General features: G+C 56.3%; 23 protein-coding genes and 2 tRNA genes. 7 read left to right on the top strand and 18 right to left on the bottom strand.

All coding sequences use genetic code 11. The features are described 5' to 3' along the window. Positions 1 to 14: 14 nt before the first annotated feature. From FXO12_RS13870 to FXO12_RS13820, 11 genes are all read right to left on the bottom strand, one after another. Entirely contained in the window at positions 15 to 1,781 is a 1,767-nt protein-coding gene (locus FXO12_RS13870; protein ID WP_008437328.1) for a ParB family protein, read from the bottom strand. After that, positions 1,778 to 2,014 (bottom strand): Arc family DNA-binding protein, encoded by a 237-nt coding sequence (locus FXO12_RS29305; RefSeq protein WP_008437327.1) that lies wholly within the window; start codon positions 2,012 to 2,014, stop codon positions 1,778 to 1,780. The genes FXO12_RS13870 and FXO12_RS29305 overlap by 4 nt, the downstream gene beginning before the upstream one ends. Positions 2,015 to 2,047: 33 nt before the next feature. Then, positions 2,048 to 3,049 (bottom strand): nucleoid-associated protein YejK, encoded by a 1,002-nt coding sequence (gene yejK, locus FXO12_RS13860; protein WP_008437326.1) that lies wholly within the window; start codon positions 3,047 to 3,049, stop codon positions 2,048 to 2,050. Further along, positions 3,049 to 3,288: a type II toxin-antitoxin system HicA family toxin gene (locus tag FXO12_RS29000; protein ID WP_008437325.1), complete on the bottom strand. Its 240-nt coding sequence runs from the start codon at positions 3,286 to 3,288 to the stop codon at positions 3,049 to 3,051. Before FXO12_RS29000 ends, yejK begins: the two co-directional genes overlap by 1 nt. After that, positions 3,285 to 3,806 (bottom strand): hypothetical protein, encoded by a 522-nt coding sequence (locus FXO12_RS13850; RefSeq protein ID WP_160049702.1) that lies wholly within the window; start codon positions 3,804 to 3,806, stop codon positions 3,285 to 3,287. The genes FXO12_RS29000 and FXO12_RS13850 overlap by 4 nt, the downstream gene beginning before the upstream one ends. Positions 3,807 to 3,986: 180 nt before the next feature. Beyond that, positions 3,987 to 5,336: a replicative DNA helicase gene (gene dnaB, locus FXO12_RS13845; RefSeq protein WP_008437319.1), complete on the bottom strand. Its 1,350-nt coding sequence runs from the start codon at positions 5,334 to 5,336 to the stop codon at positions 3,987 to 3,989. Beyond that, positions 5,333 to 5,551 (bottom strand): hypothetical protein, encoded by a 219-nt coding sequence (locus tag FXO12_RS13840; protein ID WP_008437317.1) that lies wholly within the window; start codon positions 5,549 to 5,551, stop codon positions 5,333 to 5,335. The genes dnaB and FXO12_RS13840 overlap by 4 nt, the downstream gene beginning before the upstream one ends. Next, positions 5,535 to 6,254, bottom strand: coding sequence for an HNH endonuclease signature motif containing protein (locus FXO12_RS13835; protein ID WP_020301295.1), 720 nt, complete (start codon positions 6,252 to 6,254; stop codon positions 5,535 to 5,537). The genes FXO12_RS13840 and FXO12_RS13835 overlap by 17 nt, the downstream gene beginning before the upstream one ends. After that, positions 6,251 to 6,952, bottom strand: coding sequence for a DUF2786 domain-containing protein (locus tag FXO12_RS13830; protein ID WP_008437315.1), 702 nt, complete (start codon positions 6,950 to 6,952; stop codon positions 6,251 to 6,253). The genes FXO12_RS13835 and FXO12_RS13830 overlap by 4 nt, the downstream gene beginning before the upstream one ends. After that, entirely contained in the window at positions 6,949 to 7,707 is a 759-nt protein-coding gene (locus FXO12_RS13825; protein WP_008437314.1) for a hypothetical protein, read from the bottom strand. The genes FXO12_RS13830 and FXO12_RS13825 overlap by 4 nt, the downstream gene beginning before the upstream one ends. Position 7,708: 1 nt before the next feature. Beyond that, a complete protein-coding gene (locus FXO12_RS13820) occupies positions 7,709 to 8,569 on the bottom strand; it encodes a ParA family protein (protein WP_008437313.1) in 861 nt (286 codons plus the stop codon). A gap of 242 nt (positions 8,570 to 8,811) precedes the next feature. Between FXO12_RS13820 and FXO12_RS13815 the strand changes: the two genes are divergently transcribed. Beyond that, positions 8,812 to 8,888: transfer RNA gene (locus FXO12_RS13815), tRNA-Pro, on the top strand. A gap of 128 nt (positions 8,889 to 9,016) precedes the next feature. Here the strand turns inward: FXO12_RS13815 and FXO12_RS13810 are convergent. From FXO12_RS13810 to FXO12_RS13800, 3 genes are read right to left on the bottom strand one after another with little or no spacing between them, the layout of a single operon-like run. Further along, positions 9,017 to 10,315 (bottom strand): NAD(P)/FAD-dependent oxidoreductase, encoded by a 1,299-nt coding sequence (locus tag FXO12_RS13810; protein ID WP_032903990.1) that lies wholly within the window; start codon positions 10,313 to 10,315, stop codon positions 9,017 to 9,019. Positions 10,316 to 10,375: 60 nt separating this feature from the next. Next, on the bottom strand, positions 10,376 to 10,549 hold the full coding sequence (locus tag FXO12_RS13805) for a DUF3094 family protein (protein ID WP_034126248.1): 174 nt from the start codon (positions 10,547 to 10,549) through the stop codon (positions 10,376 to 10,378). A gap of 54 nt (positions 10,550 to 10,603) precedes the next feature. Beyond that, entirely contained in the window at positions 10,604 to 11,233 is a 630-nt protein-coding gene (locus FXO12_RS13800) for a DUF1780 domain-containing protein (RefSeq protein WP_003188431.1), read from the bottom strand. Positions 11,234 to 11,361: 128 nt separating this feature from the next. Between FXO12_RS13800 and FXO12_RS13795 the strand changes: the two genes are divergently transcribed. Continuing rightward, positions 11,362 to 12,051, top strand: a complete 690-nt coding sequence (locus FXO12_RS13795; protein ID WP_054919398.1) for an energy-coupling factor ABC transporter permease — start codon at positions 11,362 to 11,364, stop codon at positions 12,049 to 12,051. 64 nt (positions 12,052 to 12,115) lie between these two features. After that, entirely contained in the window at positions 12,116 to 12,331 is a 216-nt protein-coding gene (locus FXO12_RS13790) for a hypothetical protein (RefSeq protein ID WP_003171680.1), read from the top strand. Here FXO12_RS13790 and yacG read toward each other — a convergent pair. From yacG to FXO12_RS13770, 4 genes are read right to left on the bottom strand one after another with little or no spacing between them, the layout of a single operon-like run. Beyond that, positions 12,328 to 12,528, bottom strand: a complete 201-nt coding sequence (gene yacG, locus FXO12_RS13785; RefSeq protein WP_003188437.1) for a DNA gyrase inhibitor YacG — start codon at positions 12,526 to 12,528, stop codon at positions 12,328 to 12,330. The genes FXO12_RS13790 and yacG overlap by 4 nt on opposite strands. Beyond that, the gene (gene coaE / locus FXO12_RS13780; protein ID WP_057976744.1) at positions 12,525 to 13,148 is read right to left on the bottom strand and encodes a dephospho-CoA kinase; all 624 of its coding nucleotides are present in this window, start codon (positions 13,146 to 13,148) and stop codon (positions 12,525 to 12,527) included. Before coaE ends, yacG begins: the two co-directional genes overlap by 4 nt. Further along, positions 13,145 to 14,011: an A24 family peptidase gene (locus FXO12_RS13775; RefSeq protein ID WP_057976746.1), complete on the bottom strand. Its 867-nt coding sequence runs from the start codon at positions 14,009 to 14,011 to the stop codon at positions 13,145 to 13,147. Before FXO12_RS13775 ends, coaE begins: the two co-directional genes overlap by 4 nt. Beyond that, a complete protein-coding gene (locus tag FXO12_RS13770; RefSeq protein ID WP_057976748.1) occupies positions 14,008 to 15,216 on the bottom strand; it encodes a type II secretion system F family protein in 1,209 nt (402 codons plus the stop codon). Before FXO12_RS13770 ends, FXO12_RS13775 begins: the two co-directional genes overlap by 4 nt. A 201-nt stretch (positions 15,217 to 15,417) precedes the next feature. On the opposite strand from FXO12_RS13770, the gene FXO12_RS13765 reads away from it, so the two are divergent. The 4 genes from FXO12_RS13765 (at position 15,418) to FXO12_RS13750 (ending at position 18,100) form a co-directional block, all read left to right on the top strand. Next, on the top strand, positions 15,418 to 15,831 hold the full coding sequence (locus FXO12_RS13765; protein ID WP_057976751.1) for a pilin: 414 nt from the start codon (positions 15,418 to 15,420) through the stop codon (positions 15,829 to 15,831). 64 nt (positions 15,832 to 15,895) lie between these two features. Further along, positions 15,896 to 15,971 (top strand) — tRNA-Thr (locus tag FXO12_RS13760). Positions 15,972 to 16,136: 165 nt separating this feature from the next. Continuing rightward, the gene (locus FXO12_RS13755) at positions 16,137 to 17,354 is read left to right on the top strand and encodes a tyrosine-type recombinase/integrase (protein WP_160049701.1); all 1,218 of its coding nucleotides are present in this window, start codon (positions 16,137 to 16,139) and stop codon (positions 17,352 to 17,354) included. Further along, a complete protein-coding gene (locus FXO12_RS13750; RefSeq protein WP_160049700.1) occupies positions 17,351 to 18,100 on the top strand; it encodes a hypothetical protein in 750 nt (249 codons plus the stop codon). Before FXO12_RS13755 ends, FXO12_RS13750 begins: the two co-directional genes overlap by 4 nt. Positions 18,101 to 18,186: the final 86 nt, after the last annotated feature.

Here is an 18,186-nt window from a genome sequence, read left to right as displayed (position 1 = left end):
GTAGAGTCCGTGTGTTAACTGGCTGAATTCGGACCGTTGTTGGCGACTGACTGGATTTCCAGGTCAATCAAACGTCTTGCGAGACGAATAATGCGGAACAGCTTCACTAGAGCGCCGTCGCTGAGACGGCATTCACTTTCAGGGGGCTGATCTTTTGTGTGAGGCTGGCCCAGTAAGATCTGGCCCAGTCCGGCTGCGAACTCAAAGTCAGCCAACGCGTCGATTTGAAGCTTGGGTTGCTGCTGAATCATTTTCAGTACGATGGCCATCGAGCCGCTCAAAGACTGGAGCAGCGTCAAGGTATGTTGGGCTGTGGCAGTAATTTCGACTTCCGCTTCGGGGTGTCGGTAGCTGAACCCGACGCCACCATCGATATCGATAAATTGACCTGGGGCTTTGACCGAGCTGGCTATTTCGCGAGCCAATTGAGCGATGTGCTGACGCAGGGTCGCGGTATTGTCTATTTCGCGTTCGATGTACCAAAGGTCAGAAATGGGATTGAGTCCGCCAGCTTGAACAGGGATGGCCACCAAGGCATTGGAGGCGAAGTCGGGCAAGACCTCACCGTCAAGCGCAGCGAGCTCCCGTTTCATCTTGTCGACTCTGGGAGAAGTCTTCACAGGGCTCGCAACGTGCCCATCGATACGTGCTTGGCGCTCTTGTGGGCTCATTTGCTCCTGCGGAGTTGGGGCCAGTTGCTGTTGCACCCCTTGAGGTGAAGGACTCTCTTTGGAGGGCGTCGTCTTATGTGTGCTGCCCCCCGAAGTAGTAGGGGGTAGTTGTAGAGGGTTCTGATTAGCCTCAATGCCATTGTTCGAAACGTTAAGTTGAGTCCCCCCCTCAAATTGCGATGCAGGGTACTGTGGCAGCTCAAGAACCGGCGTAGACCGGCGCAATTGGTCCTGGTTCTGAGTGATTTCCAACAGTATTTGCTCGTAGCCGAGGTTCAGCGGCTTTTTAAGGTGATCTATCAGTTCGTCCTGAAATCGCTGGAATAGAAATTCTTCAGCGTCGCCCTCAAACTGGGACAGTACATCTTGGAAAAGCGTATCGAAATCAAGGTGCTGCTCCTGCTCTTGATAATTGCGATCCCAGCACTGAAGAGCTGTTTTGCGCAAAGACAGAAGCTTTATGATTCTGTCTACTCCCAGTCCAGAGTACAGCGCGCCTGGAATTGCTGGCAGTAAGTACCGAATGGTGTCGTGCATACGACTCAAGTGAGACGCGGAGACCGGGTAGCCATCCGCTGACAGCCGCCGTGAAAGCTCACGTAATGAGATAGACTCCCCTGCCTCTGTTTCATACAGCGCTCTCGCTTTGTCGACCCCAATAGCCCGCTCAATGAACAGGAGCTGGCCTTGGAGGTCGTTTTCAGCCAAGTGGCCGGTGAGCGAGATGATTTCGCCCCGAACGGCGTCCCAGGGTCGAAATAGGCAGTGAAACTTGAAGTACTTCTCGTCGCCGGTCTCACGATACAACTCGTTTAAAATTGCCAGGCGAGTGTTGCCGCCGTTGCGGATCCGGTACTTATCTTCCCCAGGTTTACGAGTGACGGGAGGTGGCGTATCGAGTCCCCGATTTCGTATCGACTCTTTAATTTCATCGTACTTCGGGTTACGAGTCGTCCTTGGGTTTTCGTCATACGGCAGCGTTTCGTCGAGAGTCAACAGCATGGGGGTATCGACGATGGGGTCGCTCATTCGCGCTGCCACCGGCGACTTCGATTCAAACGCCGGCAGCAACAGCTTATCTTTCATGGTTTGGGCCAAAGACGCTTTCATACTCTGGCTCCTGGCTGCTCATAAGCCGGGCTTGCCGCCAAAAGCTGGTCAATGATTTTCAAAGCACGATCCAGAGCAGCTTCAAGTTCGGCAGTTGTCTCCAGCCGATAAACAATTTCTGAGTTCATCGACCTGGCGTTTTCACGTGCTTCCAACGCGATGCGTTCGCGCATCCCGTCGGGCAGGCGAATAACGAATTTTTCTTCATGCAGACGCTGTGGTTTGTTACTCATGGTGGGCTCCGATGCCTAGGGTAGAAAGTGTGTTCAGCGACGTTTCAACTGATCAGTGAGTTGGGTAGGTAACCCCTTGATGACTAATGAATTGGACGCCTCGTCGTACTCGATCTTGTCCCCTAGCAGATGCGCTTCAAAACTGATGGACAAGCCTTCGGCACGGCCGGTGAACCGACGGAATTGGTTGAGAGTGCGTTTATCCAGGGGGATTTCCGGCGACAGGCCGTAGTCCTTATTGCGGATATGGTCGTAGAACGCCTTGGGGCGATCTTCATCGATCAAGCCTGACAGTTCCTCCAGGCCCATGGGTTCACCGAGCTTGGCCTGGCTGGTGGCGTAGTCCACCAGGGCCTTGGTTTTCTCGCGGGCCGATTCGTCTGGCAGGTCTTCGTTTTCAACGAAGTCGCTGAACGCCTTGAGGAGGGCGCGGGTTTCGCCCGGGCCGTCGACGCCTTCCATGCAGCCAATGAAGTCGCTGAAATACCCCGAGATCTTCTTACCGTTTTTGCCTTTGATGTACGAGATGTACTGCTTGGATTGCTTGTTGTTCTGCCACTCGGACAAGTTGATACGCGCTGCCAGGTGCAACTGGCCAACGTCCAGGTGGCGTGAAGGAGTGACGTCCAGATCGTCAGTAACCACCACGCCTTCACTGTGGTGGAGCAGGGCGACAGTTAGGTAGTCGGTCATGCCTTGCTGGTAATGGGCAAACAGTACGTGGCCACCGGTGGAGAGGTTGGACTCTTCCATCAGCTTTTGCAGATGCTCGACCGCCGTGTGGCTGAAGGCGGTGAAGTCCTGGTCACCTTCAAAGTACTGCTTTAACCAGCCGCTAAACGGGTGCGCGCCGGACTCGGCATGGAAGAAACCCCAGGCCTTGCCTTGTTTGGCGTTATAGCTCTCGTTGAGGTCGGCAAGCATGTTCTCGATGGCGACCGATTCGGATAGCTCCGAATCGCGTGCCTGGAGAACAGCAGGTGTGCCATCGGGTTTTTTGTCGATCAGGTGGACGATGCAATGACGGATAGGCATTAGATTGCCTCCTGCGAGTGTAGGGTTTGAGCTCGATCAGCACGACGAATACGGGCTTTGGCGTTGAGGCCTGAGCGGTAATCGCTTGCGGTTGATGAGGTGTAAATCGATCCAAGGCCAGATTTCGTGAACTTGATATGGCCACCTTGAGTGCGAGACACCGTCCAGCCATTCGCTTCAGCAAACTTCACGAGTACACGAAGGCTCTCGCTTTTTCCGCGTAGGAGATTGGTGGTCATAGCTCTGCATCCCTGTCTGCCAGAACGTTACCGGTCTGGATCGCGATGATTTCAGCCTGATCGCCAGGAAACTTGGTACCGAGCTCATGCAAAAAGTGACGCGTAGCCTCACGTGCTCCAGGCACGCGGAACACCACGCTGCAGTGCTGAACTTCCGCGGTGTGTTGCAGGTGAGACATGACGGCCACTTTCAGCGAGCAGCACTGGAGGTAGCGGGGCACCCAAACCGACCAGAAGTAGCTGGATAGCAAGGCGCCCGCACAGAGCAGTTCAACGGTAATTGTTGCGCTGGGCGTGTTGGTCAGCTCGACGTAGCCGAGCTTCTCAAACTCCAACAGATCCTCACGCATGCTCATTGGGACCACGGTGCTGTGGTCACGAGCAAGGCGGCCGATCGCTTGAGCTAATGCGTCGAGCTCCACCGGGTTGATCCCAGATTTATGGGCATGAGCCACAGCAGAGGCTTCGAACACGGCACCGGCATGGATACTAGGAAATAGCTCGGCGCTACTGTGCATCCGACACCTCCTGAAGCTCCTCGATGTCATAGCTATTGCAAGTAGGGCAAATAAGCTCGTCCACTTCACCGCCGGGTAAGGCTGGAGCGCCACTCACTTGATGTTTCGGGTGGTGGCTATCGCATTGAAGGCACCAGTGAGTGATGCGTACGAGAGTATTCATCGCTGAGGTGTGCTTTTTCATAGTTGAGCCCCTTGCCAGCCGGCGTTGGGACTGAGGTTGGCAAACCGGGTCTGATTGGCGATGAAGGCTGTTCGTACGGTCCCAGTTGGGCCGTTACGCGCCTTGCCGAGAATGATTTCTGCAATGCCTTTGTGTTCGCTCTGAGGGTGGTACACCTCGTCCCGGTAGACGAACATAATCAGGTCCGCGTCCTGTTCAATCGCACCGCTATCACGCAGGTCTGCGTTGATCGGACGCTTATTTGGCCGTCGCTCCAGTTCTCGGTTGAGCTGGGAAAGCGCAACCACCGGGCAATTCATCTCTTTCGCTAGGGCCTTGAGGGACTGGGATATAGCGCTGATCTCGTTGGCCCTGTTTTCCTGACCTGGGCAGCGCATGAGCTGCAGGTAATCGATCAGGATCAAGCTCGGGTGTCCGAAGCGACGAGCTGCTCGACGAGATTTAGCTCTGATTACTGCAGGCGTGAGCGCTGATGAGTCGTCGATGACCAGCCGCTCTCCATAGCCATTAATACGAGAAACCGCTGCAGTCAGCTTCGGCCAATCATCATCATCGAGCTTGCCCTTCAATAGCCTGCCCAGATCGATATGGCCTAGGATGCCCATCAATCGATACATCAGTGCTTTGGCCGGCATTTCCATGCTGAAAACCTGAACTGTACGATCAAGCTTTGCCTGCAGAGCCGTATCTATGAAGTTCAAGGCCAGAGAGGTCTTCCCCATAGACGGGCGCGCGCCGAGGATGATCAGGTCGGCTTCTTGAAAACCCGACGTCAGCTCGTCCAGGTCCTCCAGGCCTGAAGGCAGGCCGGTCACGGTGATATTGCCGTTGAAATGTTCGTCTATTTGTTCGACGACGTTCGTCAGGCATTGGTTGATATTGACGAATTCCGTTGCGCTCTTGCCTTCACCCAGAGCGAACAGTTGCTGTTCAATTGATTCTTGAACATCCTCCGCACTTGCCAACGGGTCTGTCGCCTCGCGAGAGCATTGGTATCCAAGGGACATGAGCTGTCTGAGCCGAGAGCGATTACGCACGATGGATGCGTAATGCTCGATGTTGGCTACAGACGGCGTGTTTTTGGCCAGCTCGCCCAGATAGCTCAGCCCTCCGGCTTCGTCTGGCTCCTCCAACGCGTTGTGGACGGTGACGATGTCGAACGGAATGGACTTGTCAGCAAGGCTTGCCATTGTCCGGAACAGCAACCGATGGTCGTGTCGGAAAAAATCAGAGGCATCCAGTTTGTCTGCGACGAGATCCCAGGTGTTGTTGTCGAGCAGTAGCCCACCTAACACACCTTGTTCAGCCTCTACGGAGTAGGGAGGTGAGAGGTCAAGGTGATTCATTTCCCAGACTCCTGGCCTATCTGAAGAAAACCACTCCCGTTGCGTGCCCCCAGGGCTTTGACCATGTCGACTTCAACCTTCGCTGAATTGATCATGACCTGAGCAACCTCGGCAACCGCTTTGGCCCGTTCGATTTCCATTGGTCTTTCTGGGTCCAGGAGGCTCTCGATCGCGACGAACAGGTGATTACGTAGATCTTCAATCTTGTTCTTCATGTTCAACCTCCCGGATGGTGCGTTTGAGTTTGCCGATAGCGCGTATTGCGGATTTCAGCTCTTCCGGATACCGATGAATGGTGTTCCGACGCATACGTTCTGCTCTCGTCAGCAACTCCAGGTTATTCAGGGCTATATGGGCCTTGTTGCCGTCCTTGAAGCACACGCACATGTTTATAGGGACTGGTCCGTGATGCTCCTCCCAAAGCAGTACATGCACGGCTTTCCAGTCAACGGGTGGGTAACCGGTATCGGTGATTTTCTTCTGCTGATAACCGTCAGGAGTTGTGCGCAGGCTGCCAATAGGCAGCCAGTTCCCCGGTTTATTGCCGGCCTTAAACTGCGTCTGAGTCATACGGCCAGAGGAGGGGAGCCCCTTAAGGCCCTTATTCCATGGGACGGATCCCTTGGGAAAGCGGAATTCTGCGCCCAACTTGCCGTCAAGCCGGCCACAGAGACTACTGCGAAGAAACTCGGCGCTTTTGCTCAAGCCCAGCCGTTTGGCTTTGGCATAGACCTGATAGACGCTGAGCCCCAATTCGGCGGCTAGGACCTGAGTCGGTTCATTGGGATAGCGGGCAATGAGCGAGCGCTCTTCTGCCTCACTCCAAACATGGTGTTTGTGAACCGGGGCAAGCCCAAGTTGGGATCTGGCTTGTTCCAGCGCCGCCATGGCCAAAGGTGAAAGCGAATGAGTTCTCATTGGCTCCCTCCATGCCCAAGGGCTCCTTGTGACTGCTGTCCGACACCACGATGCAGCCTGGCATGCTTGCCCTGGTCCCATCCCGCTTGCAAAGAGCGGGTGTCATGACCTTTGGCTTCGATGGGCTTGATAATGGCTAGCGTTAGTTTTGGATGATGCCATTCCAGGTAGGCTTGGATCTCCAGCGCAGTGTTTTCGTCTATCCCACCTGCAAACTGGTTCACCTTAGAGGCGACGGCATTGAGCCAGCCCTCGGCAAACAGTTGGCCGCGGTGACGTTTGGTTTTCAGTTGGCAGCGCTTCTGCTGGGCAACATGAGCTCGTCGGGCTGCGACAAGCTGGTGATGCAGCGTTGAATAGGTGTGAGCTGCCAGATCGGGTGAAATACCTTTCCCCAAGAACTTGAAGGACCAGCCAAGTAGCGGATTGAAATACGCCAAGTGGCTGCAATCGAAGGCTTGGGAACAGATTGAGGCCAGGTTGTGCAGCCAATCCTGCGGTGCCCGACGGGTTTTGGTACCCACAATGGATTCTTCGATTGTATGGGCAGCGACTTCGGTGTGTTCCAAGTTGTACTGATTCATCAAATGGCGAGCTTGACGAAGTGCAATTTCCACTTCGTTTGGGGCAGCGCCTTGTGACTTGGCCAGCGCCATGAGTTTGGCGACCTTGCTGAGGACTTTTTGCTTGTCCATCATTCACCCCCTTCCTGTTGGAGGCGGGGGGAGAGCGCCTCTGACCACAGGCGAAGTGTTTCTTCCTCATCAGCAGAGAGGTGAGTCCGGGCAAGGCAGTCCGCAACCTTCTGTTTCAGGGCATCAAGGCGGTCTTGAACACTTGACCCATCGTCGTAAGCAATCTCTTGCTCAACAGCTTGCACAACGTCATTACGAAGAGAGAGAACCGTGCTTATCCAAAAAGCACTTGGGCTGGTCCAGCCAATGAGCTTTCGAGTTCTGGCAGGCGACAGGTAATCACGGAGCCTGAGATTGAACTCCCTAGGGGAATAACCATTCCTGAAAACGTCTGCTCGATTAAGCGTCAGCGCTGTTTTAAGAATATCTAGAAGAGGGTCCAAAGCCGTTGGCTCAGGAGCAAAGGGTTCTAAATATGTTTCAGCTACCAGGCGTTTGGCTTCGGCATATCGACTTTGCTGACGGCGTTTGGCTTGGTTTTCGTCGCGGCCGCGCTTTTCCTTCGCGTGCTTAATGTTCGAGTTCACTGACTCGATAAGCTTCGCGGCGTCCTGCAAAAGCTGAAGCTGGTCAACGCTCAACTGAGCGCCAATCCGACCGGGTAATTGGTAACCGCTTGTCAGGGCTCGGATTTCTCGTGCGGTTCCACTGAGCTTGGCTTGCAAGCTGCGCAATTGCTGAGCGCTGTAGTACTTGCCAACCTCTAGGATGAGGTTTGCAGTAATACTGCGGGCGTCGGTAATGGAGGGCTTCGCCATTTCAACGACCCTCCCTCACCAAGTTAGCTACCTTTTCCTCGGTCATGGCCTCGAAGCGGTCACGCCATTCTGGAAAAAGCTCAATGGCCAATTGGCGGATCACGACAAGGGCTGCAGGGGATATGCGGTTGGAAGGCTGTCTGTATTCCAAGCGGTGTACTGGGACGCCCAGGGATGAACTGTTACGAAACACCACTGCGGAGGGGACGACGCATTCCAGAACGTTGATTTCGTCATTGTCCTGGAAAATTTCCCGTACCGACTGCTCGATCATTTGCGCGTCGGTGGTTTGGTCGAGATTGTTGACGACGATCCGCACAGGAGGGATTTTCATGCCCAGGCGCCCATAGGCGCGCAGGCCGTCCAGCATCTGCATGGATCCCCGGCTGAACTCCCGTGCAGCGAGCATATTGGGCGGAAGTGGGGATATGACCAAATCAGAGGCTAGGACCACCATTTCGAGCATTGCCGACCTGGCGCCTTGGGTGTCAATCAGTACCAGGTCGAAATGATCTTTGAAGCCCGGCATCAGGTTGGCGAGTCGCAACCGTCCGTCAGGTGCTTGCAGGATCAGGCTGTTCAGTTGGTTGTTGATGTCGTTGGAAATGACAAGCGACAGGTTTGGTATCGTGGTGCTGGATATGATCTTGGCTGATTCGGTGATATTGAATGCCAGCAGGTCGTAGATGCCTCCTTGAGCTTCATCGACCAATTGGTAATACGAGGAGAGCGAAGGCTGTGCAGGATCTAGGTCGATCATGAGCACGCGCAGGCCTGCATCCGCACAAAAAGCGCCGAGGTTGGCCTCGATGGTAGTTTTGCCTACGCCGCCTTTGGTCGAAACGACCGCAGAGATTTTCATGGTTTGGAGCCTCTAATGTGGGTTCATTAGAGGCTGCGAGGCCACGGAAACAGCTATGTGTAGCGAACACGATCCTGGGCTATGAAGCACTAAAACCAATTGTCTTTTAACCAATTGGTCGTAGGTTCGAATCCCACACGACCCACCATTTTTGAGACCAGTTAACGCTGGAATCGAATCTTAAGATCAGAGGCCAAAAGCGCTGATCGAAGAAGGCGACTGAAAGGTCGCCTTTTTATTACCGGGGTATAGCGCAGTCCGGTAGCGCGCCTGCTTTGGGAGCAGGATGTCGGGAGTTCGAATCCCCCTACCCCGACCATATTAAAAATCCTCGTATCGAAAGATACGGGGATTTTTTTTGTGCGCGCGAATCCTGAATTCTCCGCAAAACAAATGTGGGAGCAAGCCCGCTCCCACATTTGCCAGGCCTCCTTCGAGACCAGGTTGTTAATGCAATTTAAGGCGTGGCTCGGTGCCGCGGCCGATCTTGCTGCCCAGCATCAGCATCGCCGTGCGGAAGAACCCATACAGCGCCATCTGGTGCATGCGGTACAGCGACACGTAGAACATCCGCGCCAGCCAGCCTTCCAGCATCACACTGCCCGTCAAATTGCCCATCAGGTTACCCACCGCGGAAAAGCGCGACAGCGAGATCAGCGAGCCGTAGTCGGTGTACGTGTAGGTCGGCAGCTCCTTGCCTTCAATCCTCAGCTTGAGCGATTTGGCCAGCAACGACGCCTGTTGGTGAGCCGCTTGGGCCCGTGGCGGCACATTGCGGTCGGTGCCCGGTTGCGGGCACGCGGCGCAATCACCAAAGGCGAAGATATTTTCGTCGCGGGTGGTTTGCAGAGTTTGCAGGACTTGCAGCTGGTTGATGCGGTTGGTTTCCAGACCGTCGATGTCCTTGAGGAAACCGGGTGCGCGGATACCGGCCGCCCAGACCTTGAGGCTGGCCGGAATCACCTGGCCGCTGCTGGTGATCAAGGCATCGGCAGTTACTTCACTGACCGCCGAGTTGGTCAGTACCGTCACCCCTAGTTTTTCCAGGGTCTTGTGCACTGGCCCACCGATCCGCTCCGGCAGTGCAGGCAATACCCGCGGGCCGGCTTCGATCAGAGTGATGTGCATGTTTTCCGGCTTGATACGATCCAGGCCATAGGCGGCCAGTTCATGGGCGGCGTTATGCAGCTCGGCGGCCAGCTCGACCCCGGTGGCACCGGCACCCACGATGGCGACGCTGATCTGTTCAACGGCGTCGGTTTGCCCGGCATGGGCGCGCAGGTAGTGGTTGAGCAGTTGCTGATGGAAGCGCTCGGCCTGCTTGCGGGTATCGAGGAACAGGCAGTGTTGCGCTGCGCCCTCAGTGCCGAAGTCGTTGGTAGTGCTGCCTACCGCAATCACCAGGCTGTCATAGCCCAGCACGCGGGCAGGCACCAGTTCGCGGCCTTCTTCGTCGAGGGTGGCGGCCAGCTGGATTTTCTTCTGCTCACGGTCAAGCCCGCTCATGCGCCCTAGCTGGAACTCGAAGTGGTTCCATTTCGCCTGGGCAACATAGTTGAGTTCGTCTTCAGATGAGTTCAGTGAGCCGGCCGCGACTTCGTGCAGTAACGGCTTCCAGATGTGGGTCAGGTTGGTGTCGACCAGCGTGATGCTGGCCTTGCCACGCTTGCCCAGAGTCTTACCCAGGCGGGTAGCCAACTCCAGGCCGCCGGCACCGCCGCCGACGATAATAATACGATGGGTCATGGGGATATCTCGCAAGGCTAAAAGAAATCGGAGCAGTTACCCTCGCGAGCGCCAGGCGGCTCATAGCGTCAGGTAACTCAATAGGCGGCTCAGCGCACCGAGCCCGATTACCACGACCAGCACCACGCAGAGGAGCAGCCACGGCCGGAAAGGCTTGCGCTCGACTCTGTGCTGGGAAAGTCGCAGGTACTCTTCGACACGCTCTTGGTCATCGGGTTTCAGGCGGCTGGTCATAAAGGCCTCGTCAGGTAGACGTTGCAAAGGGGCGCCACGTTACAGCCAGGGGCATCAAAGGCTGATGCCGACATCAAACACTATGCTGCGGCCCAGGTTGTTGCGCAAGAAATCCGGTGCGTCCGGGTGCGCGAACAACACGCGGGCGAAGGTTGGACCCACCAGTGACAGCGAGCGCCAGCCCTGGCGCAGGTATTCGGTCGGCGGCGGAAAATGGCTGTTGAGGTCCAGTACTTCGCGCTTGAGGCTGGTAAACGCAATGAGGTCCAGCTCCCCCAAGTCCATCCCGCGCTCTTTATAGTTGTGGGCTTTTTTACGCAGTGTGGGGGCCAGGCGCAGGAGGAATTCATGGGCGGGGATTCGCCGTGGCTTGGCTTCGCGCCGTACCAGTTGGCTCAAGGAGAAAGCACTGCGCCTGCGCAGCAACTCATCGCGCCACTCGTCGTTCAGGCGGCGGCCCTCATCCAACACAAAAAAGACCTCGAAGCTGGCGTCGCGAAACAGCACGTCGGGCGGCTCCTGGCCCGCTGCGTGGAATTCTTCGACACGGTAGGGCACATTCAAGCCTTGTAACAGGCGCTGGCAGACCCAACGCTCACGCTCCCACTTGCGGGCATTGGACAGAAACGCATTGGCTTGTTCGGCTGCTACGGTGAGCAGGCGCAAATAATCTGAGTCATCCATAGTCGCAGCTTAGCGTTCAAATGATGACCACAGGAAGTCTTGCCTTAAAACCCGGGTGTAGAATGCTTGCGTGAAACAGGCCCAGGGACGAGGTGTGTGATGAGGTTTTTGGTAAAGGCAGAGCATCCGTGATCAGTGCAGCGGTTCTGGCACCCCAGACTCTCGGCTTCGGCTGGCTGGTATATGCGCCCGTGGTGATGTGGGCGACTCTGCGCTCGCCATGGGTGGAGCTGTTTGCCGACCGTCGGCGCCAGCATTTGCTGTTCGGTACGGTGTTCGCGCTGTTCATGCTGTGGCTGGTGCGACGGGATTTCGATACCGGCGTGTCCTACCACTTTATCGGCATGACCGCCGTGACCTTGCTGCTGGATTGGCCGCTGGCAATCGTCGGAGGCTTTGCCGCCCAGCTTGGCTTGATGTTGCTGGGGCGCCAGGACTTGGCCGCGCTTGGCATCAATGGCCTGCTGCTGATCGTGCTGCCAGTGCTGGTCACCGAAGGGTGCGCGCTGCTGGTAGAACGGGCGCAGCCGAGAAACCCCTTTGTGTATATCTTCTGTTCGGGCTTTTTTGCTGCCGCACTGTCGGCATTGCTGTGCCTGTTGGCCGGCCTGGGCCTGTTGTGGTTGGACGGTCTTTTTGCGATGCCTGAGTGGTTGGAAGATTTTGTCGGTTACCTATGGCTGATCATCTTTCCCGAAGCCTTCATCAACGGCATGGTCATCAGCGCGCTGGTGGTGTTTTGCCCGGAATGGCTGGAGACGTTCAACCGTACCCGCTACCTCTCGGCGCCGTGGAAGGACGACGACTCGCGGCGTTGATCCAGGTCAAACGCCAGGCAGCGGCGCGGGTCCATGCTCTGCAAAATTTTCAGGAGCACGGATCATGAGTGTGTACGAGTGGGCACGGCAGGAGTTGCGCAGAAGCCAGGATGCAGCGCAGGAAATCGGTTTTGACCCCGGCTTGACCTTGCGCGCCATGCTCAGTGCGGTGGTGCAGCAAAGCAAGGGGGTACGCAGTTTTGAAGACCTGGCCGACGAGTTGCAATACCTTGCAGAAAACCTCGACGACCAGCAGGAATATGCCTTTATGCGGCCTTAGTGGCGCGGCGGCAGGTCTTCGGAAAACAGTTCATCTTCGGCGTCAGGGGCCACGGGAATCTTGTGTTCTTCAGCGGCCCAGGCGCCCAGGTCGATAAGCTTGCAACGGTCCGAGCAGAACGGTCGGTTGAGGTTGGTCGCTTTCCATTCCACGGGTGCACCGCAGGTTGGGCAGTCGACGGTCAAGGGTTGGCTCATGATCGGCCTCCACGTAAAGTAAGGTAAAAGTGGTGCAGTCGCTCGACCTCGCCGTGCAGCCAGGCGAGGTCCTTATCGTTGACCAGCACGTCATCGGCATGGTTCAGGCGGTCTTCGCGGCTGGACTGGGCCTTGAGAATCGCCTGCACCTGTTGTTCGCTGATGCCGTCGCGCTGCAGGGTACGCTGAATCTGCAGCGATTGCGGCACGTCGATCACCAGGATGCGCTGGGTCATGCTGTACTGTCCGGACTCGATCAGCAGCGGCGACACCAGGATCGCGTAGGGCGATTGGGCGCGTGCCAGGTGGCTGCGAATTTCCTCGGCGATCAGCGGGTGCAGCAAGGCTTCCAGCCACAGGCGCTCTTGTGGGATCTCAAAGATCAGTTTGCGCAGCGCGGCACGGTCCAGCTGGCCGTCGGGTTGCAGCACGCTGGCGCCGAAATGTTCGGCGATGCGTGCCAGGGCAGGGCGGCCAGGCTCGACCACCCAGCGCGCGGCATGATCGGCATCCACCAGGTCGATGCCCAGCTTGATAAAGTGCTCGGCCGCAGCGCTTTTGCCGCTGCCAATGCCGCCCGTGAGTCCAAGAATCCAGGGTGTTGCAACAGAAGTGGTCATCTGAAACCGACAGACTGCAAATAGAAGTCGGTTATTTGACCACCCCAGAGCAATGCAATCCAGCCGGCAATTGCCAGGCAGGGGCCAAACGGCATTGGCGCTGACACCTGGGCCTTACGCAAACGCAGCAGGATCAGCCCGGCAAATACGCCCAGCAGCGAGGCCATCAGCAGGGTCATCGGCAGAATCTGCCAGCCGCCCCAGGCTCCCAGCAAGGCCAATAACTTGAAGTCGCCATGGCCCATGCCGTCTTTGCCGGTGGCCAGCTTGAACAGCCAGAACAGGCACCACAAGCTCATGTAGCCGATGACCGCGCCCCACACTGCATCGGGCAGTGGCGTCAGCAGGTCAGCACTGTTGAGGATCAGCCCCAGCCATAGCAGCGGCAGCACCAGCACATCCGGCAGCAGTTGGTGGTCCAGATCAATCAGGCTCATGCCCAGCAAGCCCCAACTCAACAGCATCACCGCGCCGGCTTGCCAGCCGAAGCCGAAGTGCCAGGCGACAGCGGTTGAGATCAGCGCGCACGCGAGTTCGGTGAGGGGGTAACGCAGGCCGATAGGGTCGCGGCAGTGGGCACAACGCCCGCGGAGCAGCAGGTAGCTGAGCACCGGGATATTTTCCCAAGGCCGAATCGGTTGATTGCAGTGCGGGCAGCAGGAGTTCGGGTGCATCAGGTTATAGGCCGGCCCACCGGGCTCGGCTGGCAAGTCGAGAATCTCATGGGCCTGGGCACGCCATTCCCGCTCGAGCATTTTGGGCAGGCGCCACGCCAGCACATTGAGGAAGCTGCCGACGATCAGGCCCAACACCAGCGCCAGGCCAACAAACGCCCAGGGATGTTCGCTCAGCAGCAGGCTCAAAACGCCGTCCCCAATTGAAACACCGGCAGGTACATGGCGACTACCAGCGCGCCGACAATCCCCCCCAATACGACCATGATCAGCGGCTCCATCAGGCTGGTGAGGTTGTCGACCAAGGTATCCACGTCTGACTCGTAGTGGTTCGCGACTTTTTCCAGCATGCGGTCCAGGGTGCCGGACTCCTCCCCGATTGCGGTCATCTGGATCGCCATGCCTGGGAACAGGCCGCTGTTATGCATCGATTGATTCAGCTGCATGCCTGTGGATACATCGTGGCGCATACGTTCGATTGCCTGTTTGAAGGGGCCATTGCCGACGGCGCCGGCCACCGAACCCAATGCCTGTACCAGAGGGACGCCCGCCGCAAAGGTGGTGGAAAGTGTGCGAGCGTAGCGAGCAACCGCAGATCTGTGCAGCAGTTTGCCTGCCACGGGTACTTTCAACAAACCTGCCGCCAACCAATGGCGAAAGCCCGAGTAAGTTCGATAAGCGTGATGCCCAGCGACCATTATGGCGCCCACGGCCAGCGCCAGCATCCACCACGCGTGTTGCAACAGTTCCGACAGCGCAATGACCGCCAGGGTAAACCCCGGCAATTGGCCGTTGACCCCGGCGAACAAGTTCTGGAACTGCGGCACAACGTGAATCAACAGGACTGTGCTCACCCCTGTGGCAATTACCAGTACCGCGACAGGGTAGGTCATGGCTTTCTTGATCCTGGTTTTGAGCCGTTGGCTTTTTTCCAGATGAATCGCCACGCGCTCGAGCAAGGTTTCCAGGGCGCCGGCTATTTCGCCAGCTGCTACCAGATTGCAATACAACTCATCGAAGTAGCGGGGATATTGACGCAGGGCAGCGGCCAAGGGGTGGCCGCTGGCAATGTGCTGTTTCAACGCCTTCACCAGTTCGCGCAGCTGTAGGTTTTCGACGCCTTCGCTGATGATGTCGAAGGCTTGCAGCAGCGGGATGCCGGCTTTGAGCAAGGTGGCTAACTGGCGAGTGAACAGGGCAATATCTGCGGGCGTTATTCGCGTCTTGAAGATGTGTAAACCGCAAGATTTCTTGCGCACACGCTCAGGGCAGATCCCTTGCTGGCGCAGTTGTACCTTGATCAGCGCAAGGTTATGCCCGGCGATTTGCCCGGAAACCCGGCGGCCTTTGCGGTTGATGCCTTCCCAGGCATAGATTGTTGGAGTGTCGTTCATGTGAGGTTGGCGCACCCAGGTCGTGAAGAATTTATAGCTTAGTCAGGTGGCGAATTCGGGCAGGCTGGCGCTTGGCGATAAAATGTCAGATTGTGCGTCTTGCAGGCGAACGGCTGCGTGGGGATGAGTACACTGGCGCCGTTGCACACTACGGGGCGCAGGATGCGCCTTGTCATGGTTCTATTCTGGAGAGTGAAAGAGATGCGTCAAAAAGGTTTTACCTTGATCGAATTATTGATCGTCGTGGCAATCATCGGCATTTTGGCCACCATCGGTCTGCCCATGTACACCAAGCACCAGGCCAAGGCCAAGTTCACGGCGGGGTTGGCTGAAATCAGCGCGCTAAAGGCCGGCTACGAGGACGCCATCAACCAGGGCACCGTGCCAACCCTGGCCCTCATCGGGGGCACAAGCCCTACCGCCAACTGCACCATCGAAGTGACAGGCGATGTGGCCTCGGGCGCAGGCTCCATCCGTTGTGAAATCTTGGACGCGCCCGCGCCCGTGCTCGGCAAGACCATCACCTTGACCCGCAGCGCCACCACCGGCTGGAGCTGTGCCACCACGGTAGAGCCGCAGTACGCTGCCAAGGGCTGCGGCGCCAACGGCGCGTGACAGTCGCCGGGCGGTGAGCGAGTTGGTTGCTGCATGCCCAATGCAGTGCTAGCTTTAGCCCACCGCCCGTGTAGCTCAGCCGGTAGAGCAGCGCACTCGTAACGCGAAGGTCGCAGGTTCGATTCCTGTCTCGGGCACCATTGACCGGTCTCATGTAGTGCCAAGCAGTTTCATGAGATCTCATTAAGCCCGCCTAGCGCGGGCTTTCTCTCTCATGCGGTGCCATCCGGTTTCATCCAAGCGCTTGTCTTGTGAGTACCTCCCTGAGTACCATTCCCTAATTCAATAATCTATGGGTACTCAGCATGGCTTTGACGGCTCTGCAGGTGAAGAATGCTGCGCCTCGTGAGAGGGACTATGGCCTTGCCGATGGCGGTGGCTTGTTCCTTTGGGTGCGGGCGGCAGGCGGCAAGTCTTGGCGTTTCCGATTCCGTCTGGATGGCAAGCAGTCTCATATTTCCCTTGGCACCATCGACAAGGTGACCCTCGCTCAAGCGCGGCAGCTTGCTTCTGAAGCTCGCCAACTTGTGGCGCAAGGACGGCATCCTGGGCTTGAGCGGAAGGTTGTGCGTGCCCAGGCGGCAATCTCCCGCGCTAATACGTTCAAGAGCCTTGCGCTGGAGTGGCACCGACATAAGTCGTCACGGTGGTCGATAGGTTATGCCAGTGATGTTATCGAGGCTTTCGGGTTGGACATTTTCCCCAAGGTGGGAAGTTTGCCGTTGACCGAAATTAAACCCATGCAATGGTTACAGGTTTTTCGCCACATAGAGTCGCGAGGTGCCTTGGAGAAGCTGCGCAAAGTTCGCCAGCGCTGCCAAGAGGTCTACCGTTTCGCGATCGCCACTGGGCGTGCTGAGTACAACCCAATCGCAGACATCGGAGGGGCACTCCAGACCCCTACCTCCCGGCACTATCCCTTCTTGCCTATTGAAGAAATTCCGGAGCTCATAAACAGTATTCAGGCGTGTCCGGGGCATGACGTAGTCAAGATCGCCACTCGTCTGTTGATTCTCACGGGTGTTAGAACGGCTGAGTTGAGAGGTGCTCCTTGGTCGGAGTTTGACCTCAAAAACTCGCTCTGGCTCATCCCTGCTGTGCGCATGAAGATGCGTCGCGCTCATCTAGTTCCGCTCTCCAAACAGGCTGTGGCTGCATTACGTGAACTGGAGAGTATTACAGGCGGTTACACGCTCGCGTTCCCTGGGCGCAATGACCCGGCGAAACCTATGAGCGAAGCTGCAATTAACCAGTTACTGAAGCGCTCAGGCTACGACGGTCGTGCCACAGGCCATGGGTTTCGTCACACGATGTCCACCACTTTGCATGAGCAGGGGTACTCCAGCGAGTGGGTCGAAACTCAGTTAGCGCATGTGGATAAGAACAGCATACGCGGCACCTACAACCATGCTCAGTATCTGGAGGGGCGACGAGATATGCTTCAGTGGTATGCCAACCATCTGGATATTTTGCGACGCAGCAATACGCAGTCCTCCATTAAAAGCATGGAGGAGGTCGTATGAATGCTGACGTGATACGCCTGACTGATTTGGTGCCGGAATACGCTCGCCAATATAAAACTGGACCTAAAGAAGCTGCATTTGCTCTTCATGAACTGTTTTTAAATTTGTATACCGAATACCATGTGAAGCGTGAAGAAACGGTGATTCCCAGTCACATATTATGGGTAGGTAGTGCAGGGAGCTCAAAACTTGCAGTCAAGAGTTATAAGCTGTTCTTTAATGGGCTAATTGAGTATTTTAATAATCTATTCAATCCCCTGCCCGAGATTGATGATGGTCTCGTCCGCTGCTACTGCGTAAGCGATAGTGAGGCTAAAGATATCCCGGCAGGAATTTTTTATTTGTCTAGGACATCCCTTAGTGCATGGGTTCTTAATGCGGGTATCGAGCCTCCAGAATTCATATCAGGCAGTAATGCAGATCAAGAGACGAAAGTAACTGAAGGGGCGAAAGAGTTTAAGACGATAGAGCTAGGATACATTAGTAAGATTTTCAGTGGATTAGTTGAGCTCGTTAAGGAGGTTGATAAGGCTCACTCTGTGCAGTCACTTGATGATGCAGGCAGGAGGCGTGCGGATGCTATCAAGCGTGGTGCATCCAGACTCAGCAATCCGTCGCGTAAGAACTTTGACTTGTACTCCGCCCTAATATCTCTCGCTGAAGATGCTGGAGTGGACATGCCAAAAGACCATAAAACGTTGAGGAAGTATATGCTCGCCCAGTCTAAGTCAAATAGCGCCAATTAATCCTTATAGCGAAATTTGGGATTCTCCTTGAGAACTTGGGGATTCCCATGACTCCTAATTTGAGGTGCCATTAAATCCCTAGCCAT

Origin of the sequence: Pseudomonas sp. J380 (genome assembly GCF_009827115.1) — a bacterium.
Taxonomy (GTDB): domain Bacteria; phylum Pseudomonadota; class Gammaproteobacteria; order Pseudomonadales; family Pseudomonadaceae; genus Aquipseudomonas; species Aquipseudomonas paracarnis.
This window is presented reverse-complemented; position numbering and strand designations above follow the sequence as displayed.